The sequence below is a fragment of the Metabacillus dongyingensis genome (genome assembly GCF_019933155.2).
GTDB classification, from domain to species: Bacteria; Bacillota; Bacilli; order Bacillales; family Bacillaceae; genus Bacillus_P; species Bacillus_P dongyingensis.
The window spans coordinates 4352737-4377715 of record NZ_CP082944.1; the positions used below are offsets into that span (position 1 = coordinate 4352737).

Consider the following 24979-nt stretch of genomic DNA (forward strand, 5'->3'; position numbering starts at 1 on the left):
GCTGTCCTAAATTAAATTACGGTTTTTGTAAATATTCTTCAAGGGTGATGCCCTGTTCGTGGATTTTTTTAGCATGTTCAACACCAACGTATCTTAGATGCCATGGTTCATAGTTATAACCTGTAATAGCTTCTTTCCCTTTTAGATAACGAATGATAAAACCATATTTATGTGCATTCTCAGCTAGCCATTTACCTTCTTTTGTTTCTCCGAATGCCTCAGTAAGTTCATAATTCACTTCTGATGATGTTACATCTATGGAAAGACCTGTCTGATGTTCACTTTGTCCAGGTTTTGAGCTGGTTTTATTGGCTATTTCTTCCCCTTTTTCTTCAGCGTTAAAAGCAAAAATGGAAACTTGAGTATCATACGAGCGGTAACCGGATTGTGCAAGAAGTTCTAAACCCTTATCTTCAGCAGCCTTAAACAACACTTCTAATGAAAGAGCTGCTTCTTTTCTCATTTTTTTCTTTGGTAAGTCTTCTTTAAATGGAAAAGGCACATTTGGTGTAACTAGATCTGCTGGTTCATAATCTTCAGGCAAGTTTCTTTCTTTATTAGCTACGATTAAGAAATCATCTAGATTATGAACAACTGCTTTTCCATCTCCTGAGACGGTCACTGTTTCTTCTAGCCAAGGGAGATTTTCTTCTTGAGGCCTCTCTTCTTTTGGATCTTCTGTATTTTTTTCTTTTTTTTCACTTGATACATTGTTGAAAGGGGAATTCCACTGTTTTTCGGCCCAGTCAATTGGTTTACATGCCGAAAGGAGTAATACACTTCCAATTAGCATAGATGGTAAAACATAGTTCTTCAAAGTACTCTCATCCTTTAGTTCGATTTGTAATGTATGCTATCTTAGCAGGTTCCAGTCAATTGACTTCCTCAATTTTTTTGTACGATATCTGGTAAAGAATTAAAACCCGTCTGTAATGAAGAAATTGGACAAATTTCAGTACACGCTAACCGTTCAGCCTGTAGCTGAATGAATTTCTTTAGCTTCTCTTCACCGAAAACGAGGCATCCTTTTTAATCAATAAAAAGTTTTGCAAGCTTTTAGAAAAACGTTGGGTTATGGCAATCCCTACTGCCTATGATTTGTTTCTTTCTGTTTTCTATATCCAAATATTTACTTACTAATAAGTAAGTATCCATGTAAAAAATCTTCAGGCCAGATTAATTTTCTTACCTCAAAAGATTCTAAAGCTTTCATTTGATAGCTTAAAGCAGGGTGCCCACTTCTTAGTTTTTCGGCAGTATTTGTAAAGTGCATTTCTTCACAAAGAGCCATAAAATGTTCTAATTGTCTCAATTTCAATATTCCTTATCCACCCCTTAGATATTTGTAAATCCATTTTAAAGTAAAACTCATATAATATACTATTCGAAATATTTTACAAAACTTCTATTAATTTTCTTTTATTACATAAAAAGGATGGAATGAGCTTATGAAATTCATCTACTAATGTTGCATAGTTTACAACTTGATTCAAAATCCCTCCTTTAAAATTTTAAAACTACTAGACACAATCATATTAATATTCTGAAGTGTTAACAATACAACTTTTTTGATCGAATCGATTGAGTATTTAAATGGATAATGAAGAAGATTTTTTAACGAACTGCTTTTTCCATATGTTGACCGGATTTCGAGTATGCACGAAATTGGCACGCCATGAATTTGAACATAAAAAAGCCTTGGTATATAAAGGATATACCAAGGCTTTTCAGTCTTTATCCGATTGAACCTTCCATCTCGAACTTGATTAAACGGTTCATTTCAACCGCATATTCCATTGGAAGTTCTTTAGTGAATGGTTCGATGAATCCCATAACGATCATTTCAGTTGCTTCTTCTTCTGAAATACCGCGGCTCATGAGATAGAATAACTGCTCTTCAGAAACTTTTGAAACCTTCGCTTCATGCTCTAAAGAGATGTTATCATTGAAGATTTCGTTATATGGAATCGTATCAGATGTAGACTGATTATCCATGATTAACGTATCACACTCAATGTTGGAACGTGCACCTTCAGCTTTGCGGCCGAAGTGAACGATTCCGCGGTACGTTACTTTACCGCCTTGTTTAGAGATTGATTTTGAGACAATTGTTGAAGACGTATTAGGCGCTAAGTGAATCATTTTCGCACCTGCATCCTGATGCTGGCCTTTGCCTGCTATTGCAATGGATAATGTCATACCGCGAGCGCCTTCACCCTTAAGGATGACAGCAGGGTATTTCATCGTTAATTTAGAGCCAATGTTTCCATCGATCCATTCCATTGTAGCGTTCTTTTCACAAACTGCACGTTTCGTAACAAGGTTAAATACATTGTTCGCCCAGTTTTGAATTGTAGTATAACGGCAGTAACCGCCATCTTTTACGATAATCTCAACTACAGCACTGTGCAGAGAATTAGTCGTGTAAACCGGAGCTGTACAGCCTTCTACATAGTGCACATGTGCACCTTCATCAACAATAATCAGCGTACGTTCAAACTGACCCATGTTTTCAGAGTTGATGCGGAAGTATGCCTGAAGCGGTGTATCAACTTTGATGCCTTTTGGCACATAGATGAACGATCCGCCGGACCATACAGCTGAGTTTAGTGCTGAGAACTTATTGTCAGTCGGCGGAATAACCTTGCCGAAATGCTCTCTGAAAATATCTTCGTTTTCTTTAAGAGCTGTATCTGTATCTTTAAATACGATACCCAGGTCTTCAAGATCTTCTTTCATATTGTGGTATACAACCTCAGATTCATACTGAGCAGATACACCTGCCAAGTATTTTTGCTCTGCTTCAGGAATTCCAAGTTTATCAAACGTGCGTTTGATTTCCTCAGGTACTTCATCCCAAGAGCGCTCTGATTTTTCAGAAGGTTTTACGTAATACGTAATTTCATCGAAGTTAAGTGAAGCCATATCGCCGCCCCATTGAGGCATTGGCATGTTATAGAAATGCTCCAGTGATTTCAGACGGAAATCAAGCATCCATTGAGGCTCGCTTTTCATGCGAGAAATTTCTTCAACAATTTCTTTAGTTAATCCCCGCTTTGAACGGAAAATCGAAACGTCTTTATCAGCAAATCCATACTTGTAATCGCCGATTTCTGGCATTTTTTTAGCCATCCGTTTTCACTCCAATCATAGTAGAATGAGGTCTGCCCCCATTCTTTTTCTTAAGAAGGCATAAATTTAAAGGTTCAGCTATTAGCTGTTTTGGACCCCTTTTTCCATTGCCTTCCACGCAAGTGTTGCACATTTGATCCGTGCAGGGAATTTAGCAACCCCTTGCAATGCTTCAATATCCTCAAGCTCTACGTCATCATCGTAATCTTTTCCCTGCATCATGTCTGAAAAGATTTTTGAAAGCTTTAAAGCTGTTTCGACCGATTGCCCTTTAATCGCCTGAGTCATCATTGATGCAGATGACATTGAAATCGAACAGCCTTCACCGTCGAACTTTGCATCCTTAATGCACCCATCTTCAATCTGCAGCGTTAAACGAATTCGGTCTCCGCATGTAGGATTATTCATATCTATTGTTAAACTATCTTCGAGTACACCTTTGTTCCGCGGGTTTTTATAATGATCCATGATGACCTGCCGGTACAGAGTGTCCAGATTATTAAAAGACATTCGTGAAGTACTCCTTTGTTTTTATGATTCCTGCAACAAGCTTATCAACTTCTTCTTCTGTGTTGTACAGGTAAAAACTTGCACGAGCTGTCGAGGAAACATTCAGCCATTTCATTAAAGGCTGTGCACAGTGATGGCCGGCACGAACTGCTATGCCTTCAGCATCTAATACTGTGGCAACATCATGAGGATGCACATCTTCAATATTGAATGTCACAAGACCCGCACGCTTTTTAGGGCCGTATATAGTGATGCCTTCAACTTCTGACAGTCTCTCAAGTGCGTAATCAGCAAGCTTGTGCTCATATGCTTCAATGTTTTCAAGACCGATTTCTTCCAGAAAATCAATGGCAGCACCAAGGCCGATTGCCCCTGCAATGATTGGTGTTCCGGCTTCCAACTTCCAGGGAAGTTCTTTCCATGTTGATTCGTATAATCCGACGAAATCAATCATTTCGCCGCCAAACTCAACTGGCTCCATGTTTTCAAGAAGTGCTTTTTTGCCGTACAGGACGCCAACACCGGTCGGACCGCACATTTTATGAGCTGAAAAAGCAAAGAAATCACAATTTAAATCTTGAACATCAATTTTCATATGCGGAGCACTTTGCGCACCGTCAACAACCATGATGGCACCTTTGCTGTGGGCTAACTCTGCAATTTCTTTTATAGGATTTATTGTTCCCAGAACATTTGAAACCTGCATAACAGAGACAATTTTAGCTGAGTCTGTAATCGTTTCTCTGGCATCTTCAAGAGAAATCGTGCCATCCTCCTGCAAAGGAATATACTTAAGTGACGCCCCAGTCGCTTTAGCAAGCTGCTGCCAAGGTATGACGTTTGCATGGTGCTCCATATGCGTAATCACAATCTCATCGCCTGCTTGAAGATTTGCACGTCCATAGCTTGCAGCTACTGTATTCAATGCAGTTGTAGCACCGCGTGTGAAAATGATTTCTTCTACAGACTGAGCATTTATGAACTTTCTTACCTTTTCGCGTGCTCCCTCGTAGCCATCTGTAGCTTTGGTGCCCAGTGTATGAACTCCGCGATGAACATTGGAATTATATTCTCTATAATAGCGGTCTAGTGCTTCAATGACCGGCAGCGGCTTCTGAGAAGTCGCTGCACTGTCAAGATAAACAAGATTCTGTCCATTTACTTGCTGATCCAAAATCGGGAAGAGAGAACGGATATCTTGGATATTCATTACTTAACTTTCCTTTCAATGACCTCAACAAGCTGTTTCTTAACGCCTTCGATTGGAAGTACTCTAACAACCGGCGCAAGGAAGCCGTGAATAACAAGACGCTCAGCCTCAACTTTAGAAATGCCTCGGCTCATCAAGTAATACAATTGAAGCGGATCCACGCGGCCAACAGACGCAGCATGTCCAGCCGTTACATCGTCCTCGTCAATTAATAGAATCGGATTTGCATCTCCGCGTGCTTTTTCGCTAAGCATAAGAACTCTTGATTCCTGCTCTGCATTAGATTTAGAAGCACCATGCTCAATTTTGCCGATTCCGTTGAAGACAGATGAAGCACTGTCTTTCATTACGCCGTGCTTTAAGATGTAGCCCTCAGAATTTTTGCCGAAGTGAATCACTTTTGTTGTGAAGTTTTGAATTTGATTTCCGCGTCCGACAACCACAGATTTAGTGTCTCCATAAGAGCCGTCACCTATCAGGTTTGTTGTGTTTTCAGAAATCGTATTGCCGTCATTCATCAAACCAAGCGCCCATTCAATGCGTGCATCGCGGGCAGCAGTACCGCGGCGGTTGACATACGTAGTAACACCTTTATTCAAATGATCAACAGCACCGTAAGTAACTTTTGCATTATTATTCGCAAATACTTCCGTTACAATGTTGAAAATCGATTCTTCCGTTTCAGTCGTTGAAATATAGTTTTCAACATAAGTGACAGAACTGTTGTCGTCTGCTACAACGATAACATGGTTGAAAAGATTGGTTTCCGGATTTTCATGTACATATACAGCCTGAAGAGGTGCTTTTACCTCAACATTTTTAGGCACATATACAAATACTCCGCCGTTCATAAGAGCTGCATGAAGTGCTGTTAAACGGTGCTCATCAACTTTCACGCCTTCAGTCATGAAGTATTTTTGCACAAGCTCAGAATGTTCACGGGCAGCCGTATGGATATCAGTGAAGATTACGCCTTGGTCTATCAACTCCTGAGAAAGAGATGCATAAGCAGGCGTTGTATCTAATTGGATATAAAGATTTTTGTTCTCATCTTCAAGATCAATTAAAGCCTTTACTTCATCGCTTAAATCATTAAGGGATGCTAAAGCTTTGCTTTTAACTGAGTGAGTCTGGAATTGTGTAAAATTCCACTTATCAATTTTCGTTTTATCCGGTCTTGGCATTGAAAGGTCTTCAGCTTTTGCAAGAGCTTGTAAGCGCAGTTCTTTAAGCCATTCCGGTTCACCGAGTTCACTTGAGAAACCCGTGACATAGTCGTGGTTGAATTTCGTCTCTACTGTCATCTTAATCCCCCTAACGCTTACGCTTCTTGACCAACAGTTTCGTCTTCGATGCCAAGCTCTTGTTTAATCCAGTCATAGCCTTCTGATTCTAAACGCTGAGAAAGCTCAGGACCGCCTGATTTTACGATGCGACCCTGCATCATTACGTGTACATGATCAGGTGTGATGTAGTTTAACAGGCGCTGATAGTGAGTGATGATCAGGCAGCCGAAATCTTCGTTGCGCATTTGGTTAATGCCTTTTGAAACAACTTTTAATGCATCGATGTCAAGACCTGAATCGATTTCATCAAGAATCGCAATTTTAGGCTCGATCATCATTAATTGAAGAATTTCATTGCGTTTTTTCTCTCCGCCTGAGAATCCTTCATTTAGGTAACGCTGTGCCATATCAGGATCCATTTCAAGGAATTCCATGTTAGAATCCATTTTGCGGATAAATTTCATTAAAGAAATTTCCTGTCCTTCTTCTTTGCGTGCATTGATAGAAGAACGAAGGAAGTCAGCATTTGTTACTCCGCTGATTTCGCTTGGATATTGCATCGCTAAAAATAGACCTGCACGTGCGCGCTCATCTACTTCCATCTCAAGAACATCTTCACCGTCAAGAGTGATGCTTCCTTTTGTTACTTCATATTTAGGGTGCCCCATGATCGCAGATGATAGTGTAGATTTACCAGTACCATTCGGTCCCATGATTGCATGGAATTCTCCGCCTTTTATTTCAAGGTTTACACCTTTTAAAATTTCTTTCCCGTCAATTTCAACATGTAAATCTTTAATAACTAAAGTAGAACCTGCCATAAATAACTATACCTCCAATAATCTATTCTCAATTTAATCATTCTCAATTTATTCTCATTCTAATTTTATAACAAATGAAATGTGAATACAACTTTTTCGAAGGCTTCCCAAAAAGGACCGGATATATATAACTCAAAAGGAATCAGCCAGTGACTGATTCCTTTTGATTGGTATATTAATTCATTTTACGATCTAATACTGCAAATAGATGTTTGCTTTGCTGATAATCTTTTTCACGATTCTTTTCTACTTCCATACGCTTTTCATGGTTTCTGCTGTACACTGCATATCCCATTTTATGAGACTGCATTAAGGCTTTTTCCATTTCACTTGTGTAATTCAAATCAAGCTTTTGCTGACTTGCGTAGATAATGAATCATCCTTTCAATGTTTATCAATTAGCACTCTTATATGATAACACCTGGTCAAAACAGCCTCAATCATCATATAGAAGGATATGAAAGGATCATGGTTCTTCATATCGGATGTCAGTATTTAAGACACAGTTCTTTTATAAATACTCTGATATGCTCGAGTATGCTATTGCTTTAGGTGATTCAATTCTGTGATGCACTCTTGAACTAAGGTAACAGATTGACTCATTGCCGCTCCGCCGCCAAAGGCAGCTGTTACTCCGACTGTTTCTAGAATTTCCTGTTCGCTTGCTCCCTGGTCTAAACAGCCTTTTGTATGATAAATAATACAATATTCATCTTGTGAATAGATGCTTATGCCAAGTGCAATCAACTGCTTTTCTTTTTGGGAAAGTGTTCCTTCTTTGAAACATTCTTCAGTGAATTCATTATAAAGATGTGCAAGCTCAGGCATTTTTTCTGTAAAAACTCCTAGACCTTCTTTGTAATTATGCAAAGCGGCTTCGCTTATATTTCTCGGTTCAAAATGCTGCATTAATTTTCAGCTCCATTCCTTATATTAATCATCATTAGTATGCAAAACATTCAGGAGATGTATGTGTAAAAAGAGTTTTTTCGGAAGCGTTTATTCCTAATTTCTACTATATTATATTGGGTTATTTCAGATAAAAAAGAGAGCACCGAATTTCGGGTGCTCTCTTTCTATTTATTCTCCGTCAACAGGTACTACTGCACCTTCATATTTTTCTTCAATAAACGATTGAATTTCTTTTGAATGAAGCACTTCTACTAAAGCTTTAATTTCTTTTTTGTCTTCATCGCCTTTGCGGACTGTGATGATGTTTACATATGGTGATTCTGACCCTTCAAGTGCAATCGCATCTTTTTGAGGATTGAGTCCTGCACCAATTGCATAGTTCGTATTAATTAAAACAGCATCGCCTTCATCGTTGTTATAAGCCTGCGGAAGGATACTTGCTTCTACATCTGCTTTGAATTTCAGATTTTTTTTGTTTTCAGCGATATCATCAATTGTTGCAGTTGTTTTATCGACACCTTCTTTGATCGTAATTAAGCCTTCGCTTTCAAGCAATGAAAGCATGCGGCCATGATCAGCTACAGAGTTACTCATGATAATTGTGCCGCCCTCTGGAATCTCTTCTAATGATTTATGTTTTTTAGAATACACACCAATTGGCTCGATATGAATGCCGCCTGCATTAACAAAGTCGTAATCTTTATTTTCCGCCATTTGAGACTCTAAATATGGAATATGCTGAAAGAAGTTGGCATCAATTTCTTTACTTGCGAGAGATTTATTCGGCAGGATATAATCCTGGAACGGCACGATATCAAGTTCAATGCCTTTTTCCTCAAGCAAAGGCTGTGCTTCCTCCAGAATTTCCGCATGAGGGACATTTGAAGCACCGATTTTCAGCGTTTTTGTTTCTTCTCCTTCGCCATTTCCGCCTCCTGAACCACATGCAGCAAGAGCGAAAGCAGATGTTGCGAATACAGCACTTAATAATAATTTCTTCATGTGAATTTCCTCCCTAACGTTTATCTAATTTTGATGTTATAAAGTCCCCAATAAATTGGATGATAAATACAATCACTAATATCAAGATTGTCGCAATCATTGTTACAGCATTATTATTCCGCTGGAAACCTTCAAGAAATGCAAGATTTCCTAATCCTCCGGCGCCGACAACCCCTGCCATGGCTGTGTAGCCGACAAGTGCAATTGCGGTTACGGTAATGCCGGAGATAAGCGCAGGAGATGATTCAGGTATTAATACCTTCCAAATGATTGTTGATGTTTTTGCACCCATCGATCTTGCAGCCTCAATGACTCCTTTATCTATTTCTCGTAGAGCAATTTCAACCATTCGTCCATAAAATGGCGCAGCGCCGATAATTAAAGCCGGCAATGCTGCTTTTGCTCCAAGAAACGTATCTAAAATGGCCTTTGTAAAAGGAATCAGCAAAATGATAAGCAGAATAAACGGAATCGACCGGAAAATATTCACGAATGCAGATATAATGATATTTACCGGTTTATTTTCCCATATTCCGCCTCTGGAAGTTAAGAATAACAGCAGCCCGAGTATAATGCCCAAGAAAAATGTTGCAGCCACGGAGAATCCTGTCATGAATAAGGTTTCACTTGTAGCTTCCCATACATTTTCCCATCTCACATTCTCAAACATTTGCAATCACCTCCGCTTCAACTTCTTGAGAGCGGATAAATGCCATTGCCTTATCAAGCTCTTCAGGTTGCCCGTCCATATGAATGAGCAAGGTACCATATGATCCGCTTTGAGTTTGCGATATTTTCCCTTGAAGGATGTTTACTTCAATCGGATGGTTTCGTATAAGATTCGTAATGAGCGGACTTTCTGTTGAATCCCCCACAAATGTTAGCTGAATAACCATTCCGTGTTTGTATTTTTCAAGAATCAATTCCATCGTTTCCTGCGTATCATCAGGCTCCGTAATTTGTTTCACAAAGCGCTTCGTAATAGACTGCTGCGGTTTTTTGAAAACATCGAGCACTTCACCCTGCTCAACAATCCTTCCGTTCTCCATAACGGCAACACGATGGCAGATTTTACGAATAACATGCATTTCATGTGTAATCAGGACAATGGTCAAACCCAGTCTTTCGTTAATATCCACCAGCAGTTCAAGAATTGAATCTGTTGTTTGCGGGTCCAGTGCAGATGTTGCTTCGTCACAAAGCAATACTTTTGGGTTATTCGCAAGAGCTCTTGCAATACCGACACGCTGTTTTTGTCCTCCGCTCAGCTGGGATGGATATGCATCTTCCCGCCCTTCCAGCCCTACAAGCTTAATCAGCTCTTCCACTCGTTTCACCCGCTGCTCTTTTTTCACTCCGGCAATTTCTAATGGAAACGAAATATTTTCCCGGACCGACCTTGACCAAAGGAGATTAAAATGCTGAAAGATCATGCTGATTTCGTGTCTAGCCGTTCTCAGCTCATCTCCGCGGATTTTATCGATCTTTCTTCCCGCTACTTGAATGGAACCGCCTGTGGGCTTTTCAAGTCCGTTCAGCAATCTGATCAGTGAGCTTTTTCCCGCACCGCTATAACCGATAATTCCGAAAATTTCACCTTGATTTATGTTCAAGTCAACTGAATCAACCGCGGTAACATTTCCGCTTTTTGATTGAAAGACTTTTTTGACATCTTTTAACGTAATCATGAATTCACCTTCTTCCAAAATTCCACTCACTATCATTTTGCACGAAATACGTCAGGTTCATGTTTTTATTAAGAAAAGCGGAACCACTTGTTCCCCTTTAACTTTTAAGAAAACAAAAATGCCTTTCTGCATAAATGAGCAGAAAGGCATATCTATAGAAGAACCTTTCTCTCATCTTTCAAAACTGAATAACAGCTTTGAGTGAATTGGCACCTTTTCAATAAAATTGACGGTTGCCGGGCTTCGCAGGGCACTTTCCCTCCACCTCTCTGGATAAGAGACTTACAATTTATTTAATTAGTTTACGTTTAAATTCAGTGAGTTAGTAGTACGAGTGTGATTTTATCATGTGCCAAAAGACGGTGTCAACCAAAAAGTTTTTTATTAATTCGAAAAGACGGATGATTCAATTAATGATTTCACACCCGTTGCTTGTTCAATTGCCTGTTCAAGATCCTCCAGAAGGTCATCTATATGTTCAATCCCAACAGACAATCGAATTAAGTCTTCAGTTACTCCTGATTTTTTCAGGCCTTCTGCATCCAGCTGCTGATGTGTAGTGCTGGCAGGATGAATGATCAGGCTTTTGGCATCTCCGACATTTGCTACATGCGACCATAGGTTAACAGAATTAATCACCTTTGCGCCTGCTGCACGGCCGCCATCAATGCCGAACACTACAACCGCGCCTGCCCCTTTAGCTAAATATTTATCTGCCAGGGCCTTGTCAGGGTGCTGTTCATCTTCAGGGTACAGCACCCATTTAACTGCAGGATGCTCATTTAAATACTCAACCACTTTTCTCGTATTAAAAATATGCTCTTTCATTCTTACATGAAGTGTTTCCACTCCAAGAGCAAATTGAAATGCATTAAAAGGACTGATAGCAGGCCCTAAATCCCTGAGGAGCTGAACGCGGGCTTTTACAATAAAGGCTGCCTCCGGCAATGCTTCTGCATATACAAGATTGTGATAGCTTGGATCTGGAGTCGTAAAGCCCGGAAACTTATCGCTGTTCCAATCAAACTTCCCTCCGTCTACGATAATTCCTCCGAGGGTCGTGCCGTTTCCAAGCAGCCATTTGGTGGCCGAATGAATGACAATATCTGCTCCGTGTTCGATTGGCCTGCATAAATAAGGAGTTGCAAAAGTGTTATCAATAATTAATGGGATACCTGCTTCATGAGCAATTTTTGACACTGCCTCTATATCAAGAACCTGCAGACTTGGATTGCCAATCGTTTCTGCAAAAATGGCCTTTGTTTTAGGTGTGATGGCATCCCTGAAATTCTCAGGATCATCCGCATTTACAAACTTAGTCTGTATCCCGTACTTAGGCAAAGTGGTTTGAAAGAGATTGTAGGTCCCCCCGTATAGGCTTGAGGCAGAGACAATCTCATCCCCTGTTCCGGCAATATTTAATATGGAAAGCGTTATCGCAGCCATGCCGCTTGCCACAGCAAGACTTCCTACTCCCCCTTCTAGCTGGGCAACTCTTTCTTCGAAAACCGTTGAGGTAGGATTATGTATCCGGGTATAAATGTAACCCTGCTCTTTTAAAGCAAATAAATCCGATGCATGCTCCGTATCATTAAAAACATAGGCGTTAGACTGATAAATTGGCACAGCCCGTGCTCCTGTTGCAGGATCCTTCTGCAAACCCCCATGTACATTTAACGTCTCAAGCCGATACTTATTTTGTCCCATATTCCCATCTCCTTTTTCATTTTTCCATATAAAAAACCCCTTCAAAGAAGAGGCGGAATCACCATATCTCTTCTTATCTTCCAGAGCATTCTAACCTGCTCTGATGGAATTGGCACCGTGTTGCAATAACCGGTTGCCGGGCTTCACAGGGCCAAGTCCCTCCACCTCTCTTGATAAGATTAAACTTATTGAATCTAAATGAATTGTAACACCGCTTCATTTACACAGTCAATTAATAGTTTGAATTTTTAGATTATTATTTAGACAAGTGAATAATGGATTCAAGCCTTAGTACATTGCGAAATGATCCTTTTACTTCAATCGCTCCTAGCTTTGAGAGCTGAAGAAGTCTGATTGGTGAGTGAAAACAGTCAAGAAGATGATTTTCATCACCTGAAACCAGTACATGTGCTGAAAGATTGTCATTGTCGCTGCTTAAACAACAAGCCCCCTTTTTTAAAACAAGCAGGATGGGTTTTTGTTTTGAACTGGTTATCCGTATTCTTAATTCTTCGTTTGGAAGCAGCGGCTGAATAAAATAAGACGCATTCATTTTTTCTACAAACGAAAATAAGTCCATTTCTTTTTTTCTCCCCATTTCTTTCCTATCAGATCATAACGTATTAATTCGTTTTAATACGACTCATCACCTTTATGAAAAGTTCGACACTTTATTGGACTTGGAGAGACAAAATAATCGTTTTTTCTATTTCCCAAGAAATATGTCAAATGCCGCCCTGCTCAGGCGGCATATTCTTTCAATATTTGATAAATATATTCAACAGAATGAAAGGCATATTTCTTGTGGGTAACCGCTCCATTTTCAAATATAAGCAAGCAGGGAACACTTTCAATTCCCCACTCTTCCGCTTGCTTAGGCAGGAAATTTAAGTTTGCCGTATGAATCGCTAAAGCTGGGAGCAGCTCTTCAACAACAGACAGCATTTTTTTTGCAAGCTGACACGTTCCGCAAAATGGAGTGTATAGATAAAGGATGCCAAATTCTTTTTCAGCAAACATATCTAATTGTTCTTCTTTTATTTCAATCATTGCTTTTCATGAGACTCCCTTTATTTTATAAGTATTTCGCCTGAACATCGATATTTGCACTTAAAAGCACAGCAGCAACATGCTGATCAGGTGCAGTCGCAACTTCACGGTACATTCTATCTATAAATATATGAGCAGCTTCGGGCAGTTCCCGCTTGAATTGTTTTCTGAGGCGATCCCCTGATTCATCAGAATCTACAAGCACATATACGTCTCTATAAAACAGAGCATCAATCATTTCATCTAATCGAGTAAGGCTTATTGTTCCATTTGTACAGATAATTTCTACAGGTTCATTGACAACATTAAGAACCTTTCGTTTGTCAGATGTTCCTTCAACTATTATGACCTTTTCAACCTCAATTGCAGACATCGCCATCACCTATTCAGTTAAAGTATGTGTTATCTTATAACCTATTCGAATTGCATGAGGTTGTTTCTTAAAATAATTGAACAAAAATGGCAGTGGAACATTCCACTGCCATTCGATTAGCACCAGCCGTTTTCTTCGTCACAATCTACATACTTTTCATCTTGTTTTGATAAAACGTCTGCATCCTGGAAAAAGGAATGGTTTTCTTCTTCATATCCATTTTTCAATGAAACCTGATTTCCATTTTGACCAAAAGACATTGTGCCAATTTGCTCTTTTTCAAAAAACAAGTTCATTTGACCTTCTGAAAAGCGTCCTGTTACCCGGTCTGTAATATCTAAGCGCTTCTTTTCAAATGACATCCTGGAACACCCTCCTTTTTATAGCTTAGGGTGTCCTGAGTTGATGCCCTTTATCAGTCTTCATTTGTCATTTCTACATATTGTTCAGCAGTCATTAAGCTGTCAACATCACTTACATTGCTTGGCTCGATAACAATCATCCATGCTTTTTCATATGGAGATTCGTTTACAAATTCTGGGCTGTCATCAAGATCCTCATTGATTTCAACAACTTTTCCGCTGATTGGCGCATAAAGCTCTGAAACCGTTTTTACTGATTCAACGCTTCCGAAAGGCTCGTCTGCTTTAATTTCATCTCCAACTTCAGGAAGCTCAACAAATACAATATCCCCAAGTTCTGATTGAGCAAAATCAGTAATGCCGATACGTACTTTTTCGCCTTCAACTTTAACCCATTCGTGCTCTTCAGAATAGCGAAGTTCTTTTGGTGTGTTCATTTTTATTACCTCCAAGTTTTATCTTGTTTATTTGTAAAAAGACTGAAGTTAAAGTCTTCTACTACTTTGCCCATGCTGCTTCGAATTGATCTTCATTAAAGCCGACGGTAACTTTCTTGCCGTCTGTTGTTAATGGCCGTTTGATAAGCATGCCGTCTGATGCCAGAATCTCAAGCAGTTCTTCATCAGATAAAGAAGCAACCTTCTCTTTCATGCCTAATTCGCGGTATTTTTGACCGCTGGTATTGAAAAACTTTTTTACTTCTAACCCGCTGTTATCAAGCATCTTTTTTAATTCTTCTTTTGTCGGTGGATTTTCGACAATATGTACATCTTCTACCTGCAAATTGTGATCTTCAAACCACTTTTTTGCTTTTCGGCATGTACCGCATTTTGGATACCAATAAAACGTAAGAGCCACTCTTCTCACCACCTGCAACCGTAATTGAACAAGATTATTTTACCACAATCAATTGGACAATCATAATCCCAAGTTTCTATTGTGTAAAAATCAGTTTCCTAAAAGAAATAAGACCTTTTCCATTACGGAAAAGGTCCATTTCTTACACTTTGCTTAAGCGCGGTAACCATTTTCTTCAATTAGTGCAGCTGCAATTTCACGTTTTTTGGCAATCACGTTGATCGGAGTGTGACGAGTGAATTTTCTGAGTGCCGAAATCATCATGCGAAGTGTATCGCCCTGTTCAATCGCAACTAATGATTCCTTCGCGTGTGCTTCAATCTCATTAAATGCTTCCTGGCAGTACACTTGAGTATAAAGGAGCTTTTGAGCGCTCTTTGCTTCTCCAGCTTTGCTGATTGCTTTTTCAGTACGCAGAATCGCTGATTCCATAGCATAAATGCTGCTTACGATATCTGCAATGTTCACTAATACCTCTTGTTCCTTCTGCAATGCCTGGCCGTACTTTTGTGCAGCAAGTCCAGCAATCATCAAGCCGATTTTTTTAGCATTTTTCAATAAATGTTTTTCTTGTTCCAGAACGCCTTCACCAACTTCTTCAGGCATGAGCATCATTAATTCTTCCTGCAGAGCCTGAGCCTTTTGCAGCAATGGCAATTCACCTTTCATTGCTTTGCGCAAATATGTTCCAGGCACTAATAGGCGGTTAATTTCATTTGTCCCTTCGAAAATGCGGTTTATACGGGAATCACGGTACGCTCTTTCCACTTCGTACTCTGCCATAAAACCATATCCGCCATGGATTTGAACGCCTTCATCTACTACATAATCAAGCGTCTCAGATCCTAATACTTTATTTAATGAACATTCAATTGCATATTCAGCAATGGATGCAGCAACTTCTTTGCCGTCTTTCACTTCTTCAGGCGACAGACGGCTCATGCGGTCTTCAAACAACCCTACAGTACGGTATACAGAACTCTCCATTGCATAGGTTTTAGAAGCCATATTAGCCAGTTTTTCCTGAATCAGCGAGAAGCTGCTGATTGGCGTTTTAAATTGCTGGCGCTGATTTGCATATTGAACAGAGACATCGATAATGCGTTTTGATCCGCCGATTGTTCCCACAGCTAATTTATATCTTCCGATGTTAAGGATGTTGAATGCGATAACATGGCCTTTTCCAAGGTCGCCTAATAGATTTTCTTTGGGAACCAATGCATCCTCAAGAATAAGAGTTCTAGTTGAAGAGCCTTTGATTCCCATTTTCTTTTCTTCCGGACCTGTTGATACTCCAGGATATTTTTTTTCGACGATGAAAGCCGAGAAGTGCTCGCCGTCAACTTTTGCATAGACTACAAAAACATCAGCAAAACCTGAGTTTGTAATCCATTGCTTTTCTCCATTCAGTACATAGTGTGTGCCTTCAGCATTCAATCTTGCAGTTGCTCTTGCACCCAATGCGTCTGATCCGGAACCCGGCTCAGTTAATGCGTAAGCTGCAATACGCTGGCCTGTTGCAAGGTCTGGCAGATATTGCTGTTTTTGTTCTTCGTTGCCGAAGAGCACAATTGGAAGCGACCCGATTCCTACATGTGCGCCGTAGGATAAGGAAAAACTGCCTGCACGTGCAAATTTTTCTGTGATCAAAGCTGAACTGATTTTGTCTAGTCCAAGGCCGCCGTATTCTTCAGGAACATCAGCTCCAAGCAGACCCAGCCCGCCTGCTTGCTTAAGCAGCTTCACAGATTTATCAAATTGATGATTCTCAATATCTTCTAAGTGCGGCAAAACATCATTTACGACAAAATCCTCTGTCGTTTTAGCAATCATTTTATGTTCATCTGTAAAATCCTCAGGAGTAAATACACTTTCAAAAGTCACATCATCTAGTAAAAAGCTGCCGCCTTTGATTACATTTTCAGTCGTTTTAGACATGTTTGGTTCCCCCGTTTACTAAAGTTTTATTTCAAACCAGCTCGAACACTCCTGCAGCGCCCATTCCGCCGCCGATGCACATTGTAACAACTCCAAATTGTTCCTTGCGCCGCTTCATTTCATGAATAAGGGACAGGGTCAGCTTTGCTCCCGTACAGCCAAGCGGATGCCCAAGTGCAATTGCGCCGCCGTTAACATTCACTTTATCTTCATCTAATCCAAGCTCTCTAATCACCTGAATTGATTGAGAGGCAAATGCTTCATTCAGTTCAAAAAGTCCGATGTCAGATAAGCTCAGTCCTGCTTGTTTTAAAGCCCTCGGAATCGCTTCAATCGGCCCAATCCCCATTACCTCAGGCGGAACTCCTCCCACAGCGAAGGATCTGAATTTTACAAGGGATTGCAGACCTAGTGCATCTGCTTTTTCACGGTCCATCACCATAACTGCCGCAGCCCCGTCACTTGTTTGTGAAGAATTGCCCGCTGTTACAGATCCCTTAACGGAAAATGCAGGTCTTAAATTCGCAAGAATCTGCATGCTTGTTCCAGGACGTACACCTTCATCTTTTGAGAATTGGAAATGTTTTTCATGAAGCTTATTATCGCTGCCAACACTTCTTTGTGTGACATCTACTGCAATAATTTCATCATCAAATTTTCCTTCTTGGATGGCTCTTGCAGCGCGCTCATGACTGCGGACGGCAAATGCATCTTGATCTTCACGGCTAACGCCGTACTTTCTTGCCACCTGCTCAGCTGTATGCCCCATTCCCATGTAATATTCAGGAGCGTTCTCAGCCAAATTTGCATTTGGACGGACAACATGCCCCATCATCGGAACCATGCTCATTGATTCTGCTCCGCCTGCAATCACTGTATCTGAATGGCCAAGCATAATTTTTTCTGCTGCATAGGCAATGCTCTGCAATCCTGATGAGCAGTAGCGGTTAACGGTAATGGCGGGAACTGTGTAAGGCAGTCCGGCAAGCGCCCCGATGTTTCGCGCTAAGTTCAATCCCTGTTCTGCTTCAGGCATTGCACACCCGATAATCAAATCGTCTATATTTCCTTCATAGCCCCCGGCACGCTTCAGCGTTTCTTTTACAACGAGAGCTCCTAAATCGTCTGGTCTTACAGTTGCAAGTGATCCTTTTTTTGCTCTTCCAACAGGTGTTCTCGCACCTGCTACAATGACCGCTTCTCTCATAACAGTGCACCCTCCTAATTACGTAGTGGTTTCCCTTTAACAAGCATGTGCTGCATTCTTTGCTGTGACTTGCCCTCTTGAACCAAGCTCAGGAAAGCTTCTCTTTCTAAATCCAACAAGTACTGTTCATCCACTTCGGTGCCAAATGGAACCTTGCCGCCTGCAATGACATAAGCAAGTTTTTTTGCAATTTTTAAATCATGCTCGGAAATATATCCTGATTGAAGCATGGATTGCGCGCCAAGCAGCAGTGCTGCATATCCAGTTTCGCCTACAACCGGAACCTTTTTACGGACAGGTGCTTTATATCCTTTATCAAACAGCTCAATAGCTTTTTGCTTTGCATCATGCAGGAGATGATCTCCATTAATACTCACAGAGTCGCTCTCATTTAAGAAAAAATTGTTTCTCGCTTCAGCAGCAGAGGCTGAAACCTTTGCAGTAGCGATTGTCTCAAAGACTTTATTTGCGACATTCTGCAGATCAAAGTCTACCCCTTTAGGAATGCTGTTTAGCAGTTTGATGTAAAGCTCTTTGTTGCCGCCGCCGCCCGGGATTAAACCAACGCCTGCTTCCACTAATCCCATATACGTTTCACTTGAAGCCTGAATGTGCGCAGCAGGCAGACAGATTTCTGCTCCTCCCCCAAGCGTCATGCCAAACGGTGCTGCTACAACTGGCTTAGGACTGTATTTAATCTTCATCATCGCCTGCTGAAAGTGACGGACAACCATGTCAACTTCAAAATAGTTGTCATCCTGTGCTTCCATTAATATCATCGCAAGGTTTGCTCCAACACAGAAGTTTTTCCCTTGATTTCCAATGACAAGCCCTTTGTAGTTTTTGCTGACTTCATCGATTGCGAAATTGATCATTTGAATGATATCCATGCCAATTGCATTGTTTGGAGAATGGAATTCAAGCAGGGCAACATCATCACCAAGGTCAATTAAGCTTGCACCGCTGTTCTTTTTAATGATCCCTTTTCTTTCTTTTATATCTTTTAAATCAAGGACTTTTTCGTTTTGCTGAATGCGTCTGTAATCTCCGTCATGATAAAAATATGAGATGCCATCTTCTTTTTTATAAAATGAGGTAAATCCACGCTCAAGCATGTCTTTAATCCAAGCCGGAACACTCTCGCCTTCAGCCTCCATTTTTTCAACCGACTTTGACAGCCCAATGGCATCCCATGTCTCAAATGGACCATATTGCCAGCCAAAGCCCCATTTCATTGCTTCATCTATCGCAACGATGTCATCTGCGATCTCTCCTGACAATTGTGCCGAGTAAAGGAGTGTCGGACTTGTAATATTCCAAAGTAATTGGCCTGCTCTGTCACCAGAGTATATAAGCGCTTTCATTTTAGCGGCGGCACCCTTTGACTGTTTTGCAATTTCTATGCTTTGGGCCTTTAATCTTTTTCTCTCTCCGTATTCAAGCGTGTCTGGATTAAGCTCAAGAATTTCTTTTCCCTCTTTTTTGAAGAAGCCTTGACCTGATTTGCTTCCAAGCCAGCCATTTTCAAGCATTTTTTTCATAAATTCCGGAATTTCAAAAACAGCTTTCTCTTTTCCTTCCACCTGGTCATAAACGTTTTTCGCCACATGTGTAAATGTGTCGAGACCTACAACATCCAGTGTTCTGAATGTGGCGCTTTTTGGGCGGCCGATTAACGGTCCTGTAACAGAATCCACTTCGCCTACACTGTAGTTTCCTTTGAGCATTTCCTGAACAGTGACAAGCAGACCGTAAGTTCCAATTCGGTTTGCGATAAAGTTTGGAGTGTCTTTCGCTTCAACAACGCCTTTGCCAAGCACATCTTCCCCGAACGTTTTAATGAAAGATAAAACATCTTGTGATGTTGCTTTAGTCGGAATGACTTCGAGCAATTTTAAATAACGGGGCGGATTGAAGAAATGGGTTCCAAGAAAATGCTTCTGAAAATCCTCAGATCTTCCCTCTGCCATCGCCTCAACAGAGATTCCTGATGTATTTGAGCTTACAATACTTCCTTGTTTTCTATATTGATCCACTAATGTAAAGACTTTTTTCTTTATGTCTAAATTCTCAACGACTACTTCAATAATCCAATCGGCTTCAGACAATCTGTGCATGTCATCTTCGAAGTTACCCGCTTCGATCAATGAAAGATTTTCCTTAGCAGTCAGCGGAGCCGGTTTTTGTTTTAATAACTTTTGGATAGATTCATTAGAGATTCGGTTTCTGACAGATCGATCTTCTAAAGACAGTCCTTTCTTCTCTTCGTTATCCGTAAGTGAACGCGGGACAATATCAAGCAATAAAACAGGGATTCCGATATTTGCCAAGTGTGCAGCAATTCCTGAACCCATAACACCAGATCCTAAAACTGCAGCTTTTTTAATTCGCTGGACCATGAATGCTCCCCCTTTTGTCAATTTGAATGAATGCTCATTCATTTTTTGATGAAAAAAATAGTCAGGAATCAATTCCTCTATATACAATATAAAAGATTTCGAAAATTTGTTCAATACATTTACAAAAAATTCACATATTTATTGTGACGGCATGAAAAAAAGCCAGACGGGAAGGCTAAAAGCCAGGAGGTGACCAATTATGGCAAGGTTAAAGAAAGAACCATCTAAAGCAGGAGTAAGTGCATCCAGCGTAAAAGGCAGCTCTGGTCCAACAAATGAAATGGACGGCGGGGGCAAACGCTCGAGTACAAATCAGCAATATAAAAAGAAAAACATGGGACATGAATAAATGATCGGAAGCTGATTCGGAGGAATCAGCTTTTTTATTCTATAAACACTCCGTCACCCGTTTTACGTCAGAAGGGACAGAGCAGATTTCCTTACGGTTTTTCAAAGGAAGAAACGGATGATATCATTACAAATCTTCAAACAGACAGCCCAGCAAGGCTTGCCGAGTTTGGCGAAATATTCTTGAAAAGCGAGCTTTCTGAAGAGTTTAAGGAATGGTTGATGAAGATGGCCCTGATGATTTAGGAAAAGTATATGTTCCGACAGCCATTTTTTCTGGGAGATCAGATCTGTCCATTTCGAGTTTACTTAGACTTTGAGCGAAGGTATTCAATATTCGTCTGTTATTCCTTTTTTAGAACAGCGGAAAAGGAATATTTTTTATGAGAGAGAAATTTAACAGTGCACTTTTCATTCTTTCAGAACAGCAGCATTCCATGTTCATACTGAAACGCTCAGACATCTGAGCGTTTTTTCTTATTTTTTAACCATTCCCTTCAAAACGAATGCAACGTTTGCCGGCCTTTCTGCAAGACGGCGCATAAAGTAACCGTACCAGTCTGTTCCGTATGGGACATACACCCGCATTTTATATCCTTCTTTCACTAGTTCAAGCTGGCGTTCCGGCCTGATGCCATACAGCATTTGAAATTCAAATTGGCCATTCGGAATGTTGTTTTCTTTTACAAATCTTTTTGTAAATTCAATTATTGCATCATCATGGGTTGCGATTGCTGTATAATTCCCATTTACTAAATGCATTTTAATTATTTTCTTGAAATTTCCGTCGACATCTTTCTTTTCAGGAAAAGCTACACGCGGAGATTCTTTGTAAGCTCCCTTAACAAGCCGTAAATTCGGATGAAACTGATTCAGATCATCGATATCTTTGATCGTTCTGTAAAGGTAAGCCTGAATAACCGTTCCAACGTTATCATATTCCTTTTTCAGGCTTTTAAAGATTTCTATTGTTTTCCCGCAGCGGGAATAGTCTTCCATATCAATGGTCACAAAAACATTATGTGTTTTTGCTGCTTCTAGAATCCGCCGCATATTCCGTAGGACAACCTCATTTGAGATATCAAGACCCATGGAAGTCATCTTTAAGGACAGCTGTGACTGCAGATTTTCCCTGCCTATTGCTTCAATTGCTTTTATCGAATGATCCGCCATTTCATTTGCCTCTGCTTCGTTATCGACGAATTCTCCCAAATAATCAATGGTAACATCTAGACCCTTCTTATTTAACTCTTTAATTACTGCTGCTGCCAGTTCAATTGTTTCTCCTGCAACAAAACGAGCCGCTCCAAATCTCAGTCCATACCTTTTAGCTGCTTTGGTCAGAGCTTTATTTTTTGATAAAAACAAAAAAAAGCTTCGAAGTAATTGCTCCATGTGAAGTCCCCCGCTCTCCGGCGAAAAAATTAAGAATTATCTGTTATTTTATCATTTTTATAATAGTTTGAATATATTTTGAGCTCATTTGCTGATACTCGTCACTAAAATTCCGTATAGAATTTTATGGCTGAGGAACGATAAGGAAGAAAATGTTTGAAGGAGGTTATAACTATGCAACAACAGCAGAATACAGGCACACAGCAAGGAATGATGCAGCAGCCGCCGTCTGTTATTACAACAAAAGATCACCTTTATTTAACAGATATGCTTTCGTGGAACCTGCTTGCCATGAAAAAAGCGCACTTCTTTGCATCGCAATGCAGTGATCAGAAATTAAAAACCGAGCTTGAGAAAGTTGGAAAAATGCATGAACAGCATTATTCTAAAATTTTAACTCATTTAAATCCAAATCAGGAAGCATACGGAATTCAGCTTCAGTAGGAGAGGTGCAGGATGAATAATAATCAGAACCAGAACAAAATCGGCAACCCTGAAACACAAGTACCTAAAACCCCTCAAATGAATGACCGCGACTTTGTTAATGAACTGCTGGCTACCGAAAAATATTTGACAAATTCTTATAGCACAGCCCTAAATGAGATGAGCCATGATTCTCTTTATCAGGATATTCAGGGAATCTACAACGAGACTCAAAATTGCCAAAGAGAATTATATAATGTGATGTATCAAAACGGCTGGTACAAGCTTGAAGCCGCAGACAGCCAAAAGCTTCAGCAATCTTATCAGCAGTTTGCTGATTATCTGCAGCAGCAATCACCTTATCTTCAATAGCGAAAATCGAATACCTACAGATAGGGGATCCGCAGAAAAGGCTTTTTTTCCTTTCCTGGCGGATCCTTTCTGACCGAAGAGATGCCTTTAACCTTTATTCCTAGACTTTTCGTATTAATTCCCGCACTTTTATATTTAATTCCGAGACTTTCTAAGATTATTCCAAGACTTTTACAAATAATTCCGTACAATTGTGAACTTCACCCTAAACAGGATTCGGCTAGTTTGAAATTTCATTCAAACTCAAAAAAAAAATGAAAACAGCATTATGCCGCTTTCATTTTTTTTTGCATTTATCCACAAATGTTTTAAACAGATTATGCATCGCCTCATCCTGGGCAGCCATTTCTTCAGGATGCCATTGAACAGCAAGCACATACCACTCATTATCGGTTCCTTCAATTCCTTCTATAATTCCATCAGAAGCCTTGGCTGTTGCCGTTAGTCCATCTGCAAGCTTTCCGACTGCCTGATGATGCATACTGTTCACACGGACTGTTTCTGTTCCAAAAATATTCTGCAGTTTGCTGGCTTTCTCAATCGTGATTTCATGAGTTGGATTTGGGCGGTCAGCTGTTTGATAATGCTTAATCGGATTTTCGTAATTGCTTTCGATATCCTGGATGACCGTTCCTCCAAGAGCTGCGTTAAGCATAGCAATGCCCCTGCAGATTCCAAATACGGGCTTTTTCTTTTCTTTCGCATATTTCACGACGGCTATTTCCATTTCATCCCGCTTGCCATTTGTTTTTCTTAGTTTCGGGTCTGGGTCTTCTCCGTAAGAATGAGGGTCCACATCCTCCCCGCCGCTTAAGATGAAGCCATCGCATATTGACACAATAACCTTTGCCATTTCATCATCTACAAGAGGAATGACGACGGGAATGCCTCCAGCCTGAATGACAGAACTGATATATTTTTGATGCACATGCACGCTCGGTATATCTCCGTGATCTACTACTGAGCTTGATATGCCGATAACTGGTTTTGAATCATCCATTTATGTTCACTCTCCCTGGGAATTACTCTTCTTCTATCTATACCCCATCCGATCCCAGGTCGAATCCGCTTATTATCATTTTATAAAATTTACCTTATTAAAGATCGTTCTTCCCACTCTTCCCGCAATAAACCGATTCTAATAGAATCGTAGTATTCTCCATTAACCACTCTGCATTTTCTCATGCGTCCCTCTATTGTCATGCCGAGCTTTTCTCCCACTTTAATCATTCTTATATTTCCAGACCATGTAGTGTAGCCGACTCTTACAATGGGCAATGTCTCAAACAGGTGATTTATCCATAATCGGAAGGCTGTCGTTCCATGTCCATCGTTCCAATAAGAAGGATCATAAATGCCTATCCCCATTTCAAGCCATAGTGAAGGCTCGTGCTCCCAATAATAGCTTACTGTCCCGATAATTTTTTCACCGGCAACGATCGCCCAGTAATCTTCTTGATTTACGATACTGTCTTTTTGTGAAAGGAAATCTGTCAGAGTAAGATTCTTATGTTCAAAATAAGGTGCATCCCACTTCTTCCACTCAGGATGTTCGTCTTTATACTTGATCTTCCATAAATGAATAAGATCCTTCGTTTCAATTGGACGGATCATTGCTTTTGACTGACACATAACTTGTTAGTCCCCCATTTTTGCAAGAATTTATTCACTGATAAAAGATTTTGCAGCTCTTTCCCTCTTTCAAGATATACCGTATAATTAAAATAAAGGAAAATTTTGGAGTTGATTTTCTATGAAATATTATGCAGCATCTTTGCTAATCTATCTGTTGTCTGTAGGTATTTTATATGCGGCCGGCTATGCATTTGAAATTGTTTGGCTGAAGTGGGAACACACAGTCACTTATCAGGATGGATCTATTAAAGCGGTTTCAGGATCCATTATACCCTTTTTCTTATGTGTGCCTATTTATTATTTCTTTACAAGAAAAGCGCAAACGCCAGCTTAGCTCAGGCATGGCAGATT

General features: G+C 40.2%; 29 protein-coding genes and 2 riboswitches. Of the genes, 4 read left to right on the plus strand and 25 right to left on the minus strand.

Features of this window, described 5'->3' with window-relative positions; genetic code table 11:
- Positions 1-16: 16 nt before the first annotated feature.
- The 22 genes from K8L98_RS21630 to K8L98_RS21730 form a co-directional block, all read right to left on the minus strand.
- Complete coding sequence (locus K8L98_RS21630) at positions 17-817, minus strand: M15 family metallopeptidase (RefSeq protein ID WP_223438031.1); 801 nt, start codon at positions 815-817, stop codon at positions 17-19.
- A gap of 312 nt (positions 818-1129) precedes the next feature.
- On the minus strand, positions 1130-1312 hold the full coding sequence (locus K8L98_RS21635) for a helix-turn-helix domain-containing protein (protein WP_223438032.1): 183 nt from the start codon (positions 1310-1312) through the stop codon (positions 1130-1132).
- A gap of 422 nt (positions 1313-1734) precedes the next feature.
- On the minus strand, positions 1735-3132 hold the full coding sequence (gene sufB / locus K8L98_RS21640; RefSeq protein ID WP_223438033.1) for a Fe-S cluster assembly protein SufB: 1398 nt from the start codon (positions 3130-3132) through the stop codon (positions 1735-1737).
- Between the two features lie 81 nt (positions 3133-3213).
- Positions 3214-3642 (minus strand): Fe-S cluster assembly sulfur transfer protein SufU, encoded by a 429-nt coding sequence (gene sufU, locus K8L98_RS21645; RefSeq protein ID WP_223438034.1) that lies wholly within the window; start codon positions 3640-3642, stop codon positions 3214-3216.
- Entirely contained in the window at positions 3632-4852 is a 1221-nt protein-coding gene (locus K8L98_RS21650; protein ID WP_223438035.1) for a cysteine desulfurase, read from the minus strand. The genes sufU and K8L98_RS21650 overlap by 11 nt, the downstream gene beginning before the upstream one ends.
- Positions 4852-6156 carry a Fe-S cluster assembly protein SufD gene (gene sufD, locus K8L98_RS21655; protein ID WP_223438036.1) on the minus strand — a complete coding sequence of 435 codons (1305 nt, stop codon included), beginning with the start codon at positions 6154-6156 and terminating at the stop codon, positions 4852-4854. The genes K8L98_RS21650 and sufD overlap by 1 nt, the downstream gene beginning before the upstream one ends.
- Before the next feature lie 17 nt (positions 6157-6173).
- Positions 6174-6959, minus strand: a complete 786-nt coding sequence (sufC, locus tag K8L98_RS21660) for a Fe-S cluster assembly ATPase SufC (RefSeq protein ID WP_223438037.1) — start codon at positions 6957-6959, stop codon at positions 6174-6176.
- A gap of 175 nt (positions 6960-7134) precedes the next feature.
- Positions 7135-7284 carry a YuzK family famiily protein gene (locus K8L98_RS26620; RefSeq protein ID WP_476703496.1) on the minus strand — a complete coding sequence of 50 codons (150 nt, stop codon included), beginning with the start codon at positions 7282-7284 and terminating at the stop codon, positions 7135-7137.
- Between the two features lie 215 nt (positions 7285-7499).
- Complete coding sequence (locus K8L98_RS21665; protein WP_223438038.1) at positions 7500-7868, minus strand: carboxymuconolactone decarboxylase family protein; 369 nt, start codon at positions 7866-7868, stop codon at positions 7500-7502.
- Between the two features lie 171 nt (positions 7869-8039).
- Positions 8040-8873: a MetQ/NlpA family ABC transporter substrate-binding protein gene (locus tag K8L98_RS21670; protein ID WP_223438039.1), complete on the minus strand. Its 834-nt coding sequence runs from the start codon at positions 8871-8873 to the stop codon at positions 8040-8042.
- A gap of 13 nt (positions 8874-8886) precedes the next feature.
- The gene (locus tag K8L98_RS21675) at positions 8887-9543 is read right to left on the minus strand and encodes a methionine ABC transporter permease (protein ID WP_223438040.1); all 657 of its coding nucleotides are present in this window, start codon (positions 9541-9543) and stop codon (positions 8887-8889) included.
- Positions 9536-10561 (minus strand): methionine ABC transporter ATP-binding protein, encoded by a 1026-nt coding sequence (locus K8L98_RS21680; RefSeq protein WP_223438041.1) that lies wholly within the window; start codon positions 10559-10561, stop codon positions 9536-9538. The genes K8L98_RS21675 and K8L98_RS21680 overlap by 8 nt, the downstream gene beginning before the upstream one ends.
- A gap of 168 nt (positions 10562-10729) precedes the next feature.
- A riboswitch (SAM riboswitch) is annotated at positions 10730-10841 on the minus strand.
- A 104-nt stretch (positions 10842-10945) separates the two neighbouring features.
- Entirely contained in the window at positions 10946-12268 is a 1323-nt protein-coding gene (locus K8L98_RS21685; RefSeq protein WP_223438042.1) for an O-acetylhomoserine aminocarboxypropyltransferase/cysteine synthase family protein, read from the minus strand.
- Positions 12269-12338: 70 nt separating this feature from the next.
- A riboswitch (SAM riboswitch) is annotated at positions 12339-12448 on the minus strand.
- 76 nt (positions 12449-12524) lie between these two features.
- Positions 12525-12848, minus strand: coding sequence for an SCP2 sterol-binding domain-containing protein (locus K8L98_RS21690; protein ID WP_223438043.1), 324 nt, complete (start codon positions 12846-12848; stop codon positions 12525-12527).
- Between the two features lie 161 nt (positions 12849-13009).
- Positions 13010-13318, minus strand: coding sequence for a thioredoxin family protein (locus K8L98_RS21695; RefSeq protein WP_223438044.1), 309 nt, complete (start codon positions 13316-13318; stop codon positions 13010-13012).
- Positions 13319-13343: 25 nt separating this feature from the next.
- Positions 13344-13691, minus strand: a complete 348-nt coding sequence (locus K8L98_RS21700; protein WP_223438045.1) for a toprim domain-containing protein — start codon at positions 13689-13691, stop codon at positions 13344-13346.
- Between the two features lie 116 nt (positions 13692-13807).
- Positions 13808-14053 (minus strand): YusG family protein, encoded by a 246-nt coding sequence (locus K8L98_RS21705; RefSeq protein WP_223438046.1) that lies wholly within the window; start codon positions 14051-14053, stop codon positions 13808-13810.
- 53 nt (positions 14054-14106) lie between these two features.
- On the minus strand, positions 14107-14490 hold the full coding sequence (gcvH, locus tag K8L98_RS21710) for a glycine cleavage system protein GcvH (protein ID WP_070874736.1): 384 nt from the start codon (positions 14488-14490) through the stop codon (positions 14107-14109).
- 61 nt (positions 14491-14551) lie between these two features.
- Positions 14552-14911 carry an arsenate reductase family protein gene (locus K8L98_RS21715; RefSeq protein ID WP_223438047.1) on the minus strand — a complete coding sequence of 120 codons (360 nt, stop codon included), beginning with the start codon at positions 14909-14911 and terminating at the stop codon, positions 14552-14554.
- Positions 14912-15064: 153 nt separating this feature from the next.
- On the minus strand, positions 15065-16849 hold the full coding sequence (locus K8L98_RS21720) for an acyl-CoA dehydrogenase family protein (RefSeq protein WP_223438048.1): 1785 nt from the start codon (positions 16847-16849) through the stop codon (positions 15065-15067).
- Between the two features lie 31 nt (positions 16850-16880).
- Positions 16881-18056 (minus strand): acetyl-CoA C-acetyltransferase, encoded by a 1176-nt coding sequence (locus tag K8L98_RS21725; protein ID WP_223438049.1) that lies wholly within the window; start codon positions 18054-18056, stop codon positions 16881-16883.
- 14 nt (positions 18057-18070) lie between these two features.
- Positions 18071-20455: a 3-hydroxyacyl-CoA dehydrogenase/enoyl-CoA hydratase family protein gene (locus tag K8L98_RS21730; protein ID WP_223438050.1), complete on the minus strand. Its 2385-nt coding sequence runs from the start codon at positions 20453-20455 to the stop codon at positions 18071-18073.
- A gap of 199 nt (positions 20456-20654) precedes the next feature.
- Between K8L98_RS21730 and K8L98_RS21735 the strand changes: the two genes are divergently transcribed.
- Positions 20655-20804, plus strand: a complete 150-nt coding sequence (locus tag K8L98_RS21735; RefSeq protein ID WP_223438051.1) for a YuzL family protein — start codon at positions 20655-20657, stop codon at positions 20802-20804.
- 476 nt (positions 20805-21280) lie between these two features.
- Here the strand turns inward: K8L98_RS21735 and K8L98_RS21740 are convergent, their stop codons facing one another.
- A complete protein-coding gene (locus K8L98_RS21740; RefSeq protein WP_223438052.1) occupies positions 21281-22198 on the minus strand; it encodes a proline dehydrogenase family protein in 918 nt (305 codons plus the stop codon).
- A 174-nt stretch (positions 22199-22372) separates the two neighbouring features.
- Here K8L98_RS21740 and K8L98_RS21745 point away from each other — a divergent pair, with 174 nt between their 5' ends.
- Entirely contained in the window at positions 22373-22642 is a 270-nt protein-coding gene (locus K8L98_RS21745) for a hypothetical protein (RefSeq protein WP_223438053.1), read from the plus strand.
- A gap of 12 nt (positions 22643-22654) precedes the next feature.
- Positions 22655-22993: a spore coat protein gene (locus K8L98_RS21750; RefSeq protein ID WP_223438054.1), complete on the plus strand. Its 339-nt coding sequence runs from the start codon at positions 22655-22657 to the stop codon at positions 22991-22993.
- 277 nt (positions 22994-23270) lie between these two features.
- On the opposite strand, the gene K8L98_RS21755 is transcribed toward K8L98_RS21750, so the two are convergent.
- Complete coding sequence (locus K8L98_RS21755; protein WP_223438055.1) at positions 23271-23993, minus strand: gamma-glutamyl-gamma-aminobutyrate hydrolase family protein; 723 nt, start codon at positions 23991-23993, stop codon at positions 23271-23273.
- An 89-nt stretch (positions 23994-24082) separates the two neighbouring features.
- Positions 24083-24625: a GNAT family N-acetyltransferase gene (locus K8L98_RS21760; RefSeq protein WP_223438056.1), complete on the minus strand. Its 543-nt coding sequence runs from the start codon at positions 24623-24625 to the stop codon at positions 24083-24085.
- Between the two features lie 121 nt (positions 24626-24746).
- Between K8L98_RS21760 and K8L98_RS21765 the strand changes: the two genes are divergently transcribed.
- On the plus strand, positions 24747-24962 hold the full coding sequence (locus K8L98_RS21765) for a hypothetical protein (RefSeq protein ID WP_223438057.1): 216 nt from the start codon (positions 24747-24749) through the stop codon (positions 24960-24962).
- Positions 24963-24979 lie beyond the last annotated feature (17 nt).

Bases quoted from the DNA above. Each gene is read 5' to 3' on its own strand.
- K8L98_RS21725 (WP_223438049.1), bottom strand. From the start codon at position 18,056: ATGAGAGAAGCGGTCATTGTAGCAGGTGCGAGAACACCTGTTGGAAGA.
- K8L98_RS21675 (WP_223438040.1), bottom strand. From the start codon at position 9,543: ATGTTTGAGAATGTGAGATGGGAAAATGTATGGGAAGCTACAAGTGAA.
- K8L98_RS21690 (WP_223438043.1), bottom strand. From the start codon at position 12,848: ATGGACTTATTTTCGTTTGTAGAAAAAATGAATGCGTCTTATTTTATT.
- K8L98_RS21700 (WP_223438045.1), bottom strand. From the start codon at position 13,691: ATGTCTGCAATTGAGGTTGAAAAGGTCATAATAGTTGAAGGAACATCT.
- sufD (WP_223438036.1), bottom strand. From the start codon at position 6,156: ATGACAGTAGAGACGAAATTCAACCACGACTATGTCACGGGTTTCTCA.
- K8L98_RS21735 (WP_223438051.1), top strand. From the start codon at position 20,655: ATGGCAAGGTTAAAGAAAGAACCATCTAAAGCAGGAGTAAGTGCATCC.
- K8L98_RS21740 (WP_223438052.1), bottom strand. From the start codon at position 22,198: ATGGAGCAATTACTTCGAAGCTTTTTTTTGTTTTTATCAAAAAATAAA.
- K8L98_RS21765 (WP_223438057.1), top strand. From the start codon at position 24,747: ATGAAATATTATGCAGCATCTTTGCTAATCTATCTGTTGTCTGTAGGT.
- sufU (WP_223438034.1), bottom strand. From the start codon at position 3,642: ATGTCTTTTAATAATCTGGACACTCTGTACCGGCAGGTCATCATGGAT.
- K8L98_RS21695 (WP_223438044.1), bottom strand. From the start codon at position 13,318: ATGATTGAAATAAAAGAAGAACAATTAGATATGTTTGCTGAAAAAGAA.
- K8L98_RS21670 (WP_223438039.1), bottom strand. From the start codon at position 8,873: ATGAAGAAATTATTATTAAGTGCTGTATTCGCAACATCTGCTTTCGCT.
- K8L98_RS21665 (WP_223438038.1), bottom strand. From the start codon at position 7,868: ATGCAGCATTTTGAACCGAGAAATATAAGCGAAGCCGCTTTGCATAAT.
- K8L98_RS21685 (WP_223438042.1), bottom strand. From the start codon at position 12,268: ATGGGACAAAATAAGTATCGGCTTGAGACGTTAAATGTACATGGGGGT.
- K8L98_RS21760 (WP_223438056.1), bottom strand. From the start codon at position 24,625: ATGTGTCAGTCAAAAGCAATGATCCGTCCAATTGAAACGAAGGATCTT.
- K8L98_RS21745 (WP_223438053.1), top strand. From the start codon at position 22,373: ATGCAACAACAGCAGAATACAGGCACACAGCAAGGAATGATGCAGCAG.
- K8L98_RS21750 (WP_223438054.1), top strand. From the start codon at position 22,655: ATGAATAATAATCAGAACCAGAACAAAATCGGCAACCCTGAAACACAA.
- K8L98_RS21755 (WP_223438055.1), bottom strand. From the start codon at position 23,993: ATGGATGATTCAAAACCAGTTATCGGCATATCAAGCTCAGTAGTAGAT.
- K8L98_RS21705 (WP_223438046.1), bottom strand. From the start codon at position 14,053: ATGTCATTTGAAAAGAAGCGCTTAGATATTACAGACCGGGTAACAGGA.
- sufB (WP_223438033.1), bottom strand. From the start codon at position 3,132: ATGGCTAAAAAAATGCCAGAAATCGGCGATTACAAGTATGGATTTGCT.
- K8L98_RS21680 (WP_223438041.1), bottom strand. From the start codon at position 10,561: ATGATTACGTTAAAAGATGTCAAAAAAGTCTTTCAATCAAAAAGCGGA.
- K8L98_RS26620 (WP_476703496.1), bottom strand. From the start codon at position 7,284: ATGGAAAAAGCCTTAATGCAGTCTCATAAAATGGGATATGCAGTGTAC.
- K8L98_RS21650 (WP_223438035.1), bottom strand. From the start codon at position 4,852: ATGAATATCCAAGATATCCGTTCTCTCTTCCCGATTTTGGATCAGCAA.
- K8L98_RS21720 (WP_223438048.1), bottom strand. From the start codon at position 16,849: ATGTCTAAAACGACTGAAAATGTAATCAAAGGCGGCAGCTTTTTACTA.
- gcvH (WP_070874736.1), bottom strand. From the start codon at position 14,490: ATGAACACACCAAAAGAACTTCGCTATTCTGAAGAGCACGAATGGGTT.
- K8L98_RS21730 (WP_223438050.1), bottom strand. From the start codon at position 20,455: ATGGTCCAGCGAATTAAAAAAGCTGCAGTTTTAGGATCTGGTGTTATG.
- sufC (WP_223438037.1), bottom strand. From the start codon at position 6,959: ATGGCAGGTTCTACTTTAGTTATTAAAGATTTACATGTTGAAATTGAC.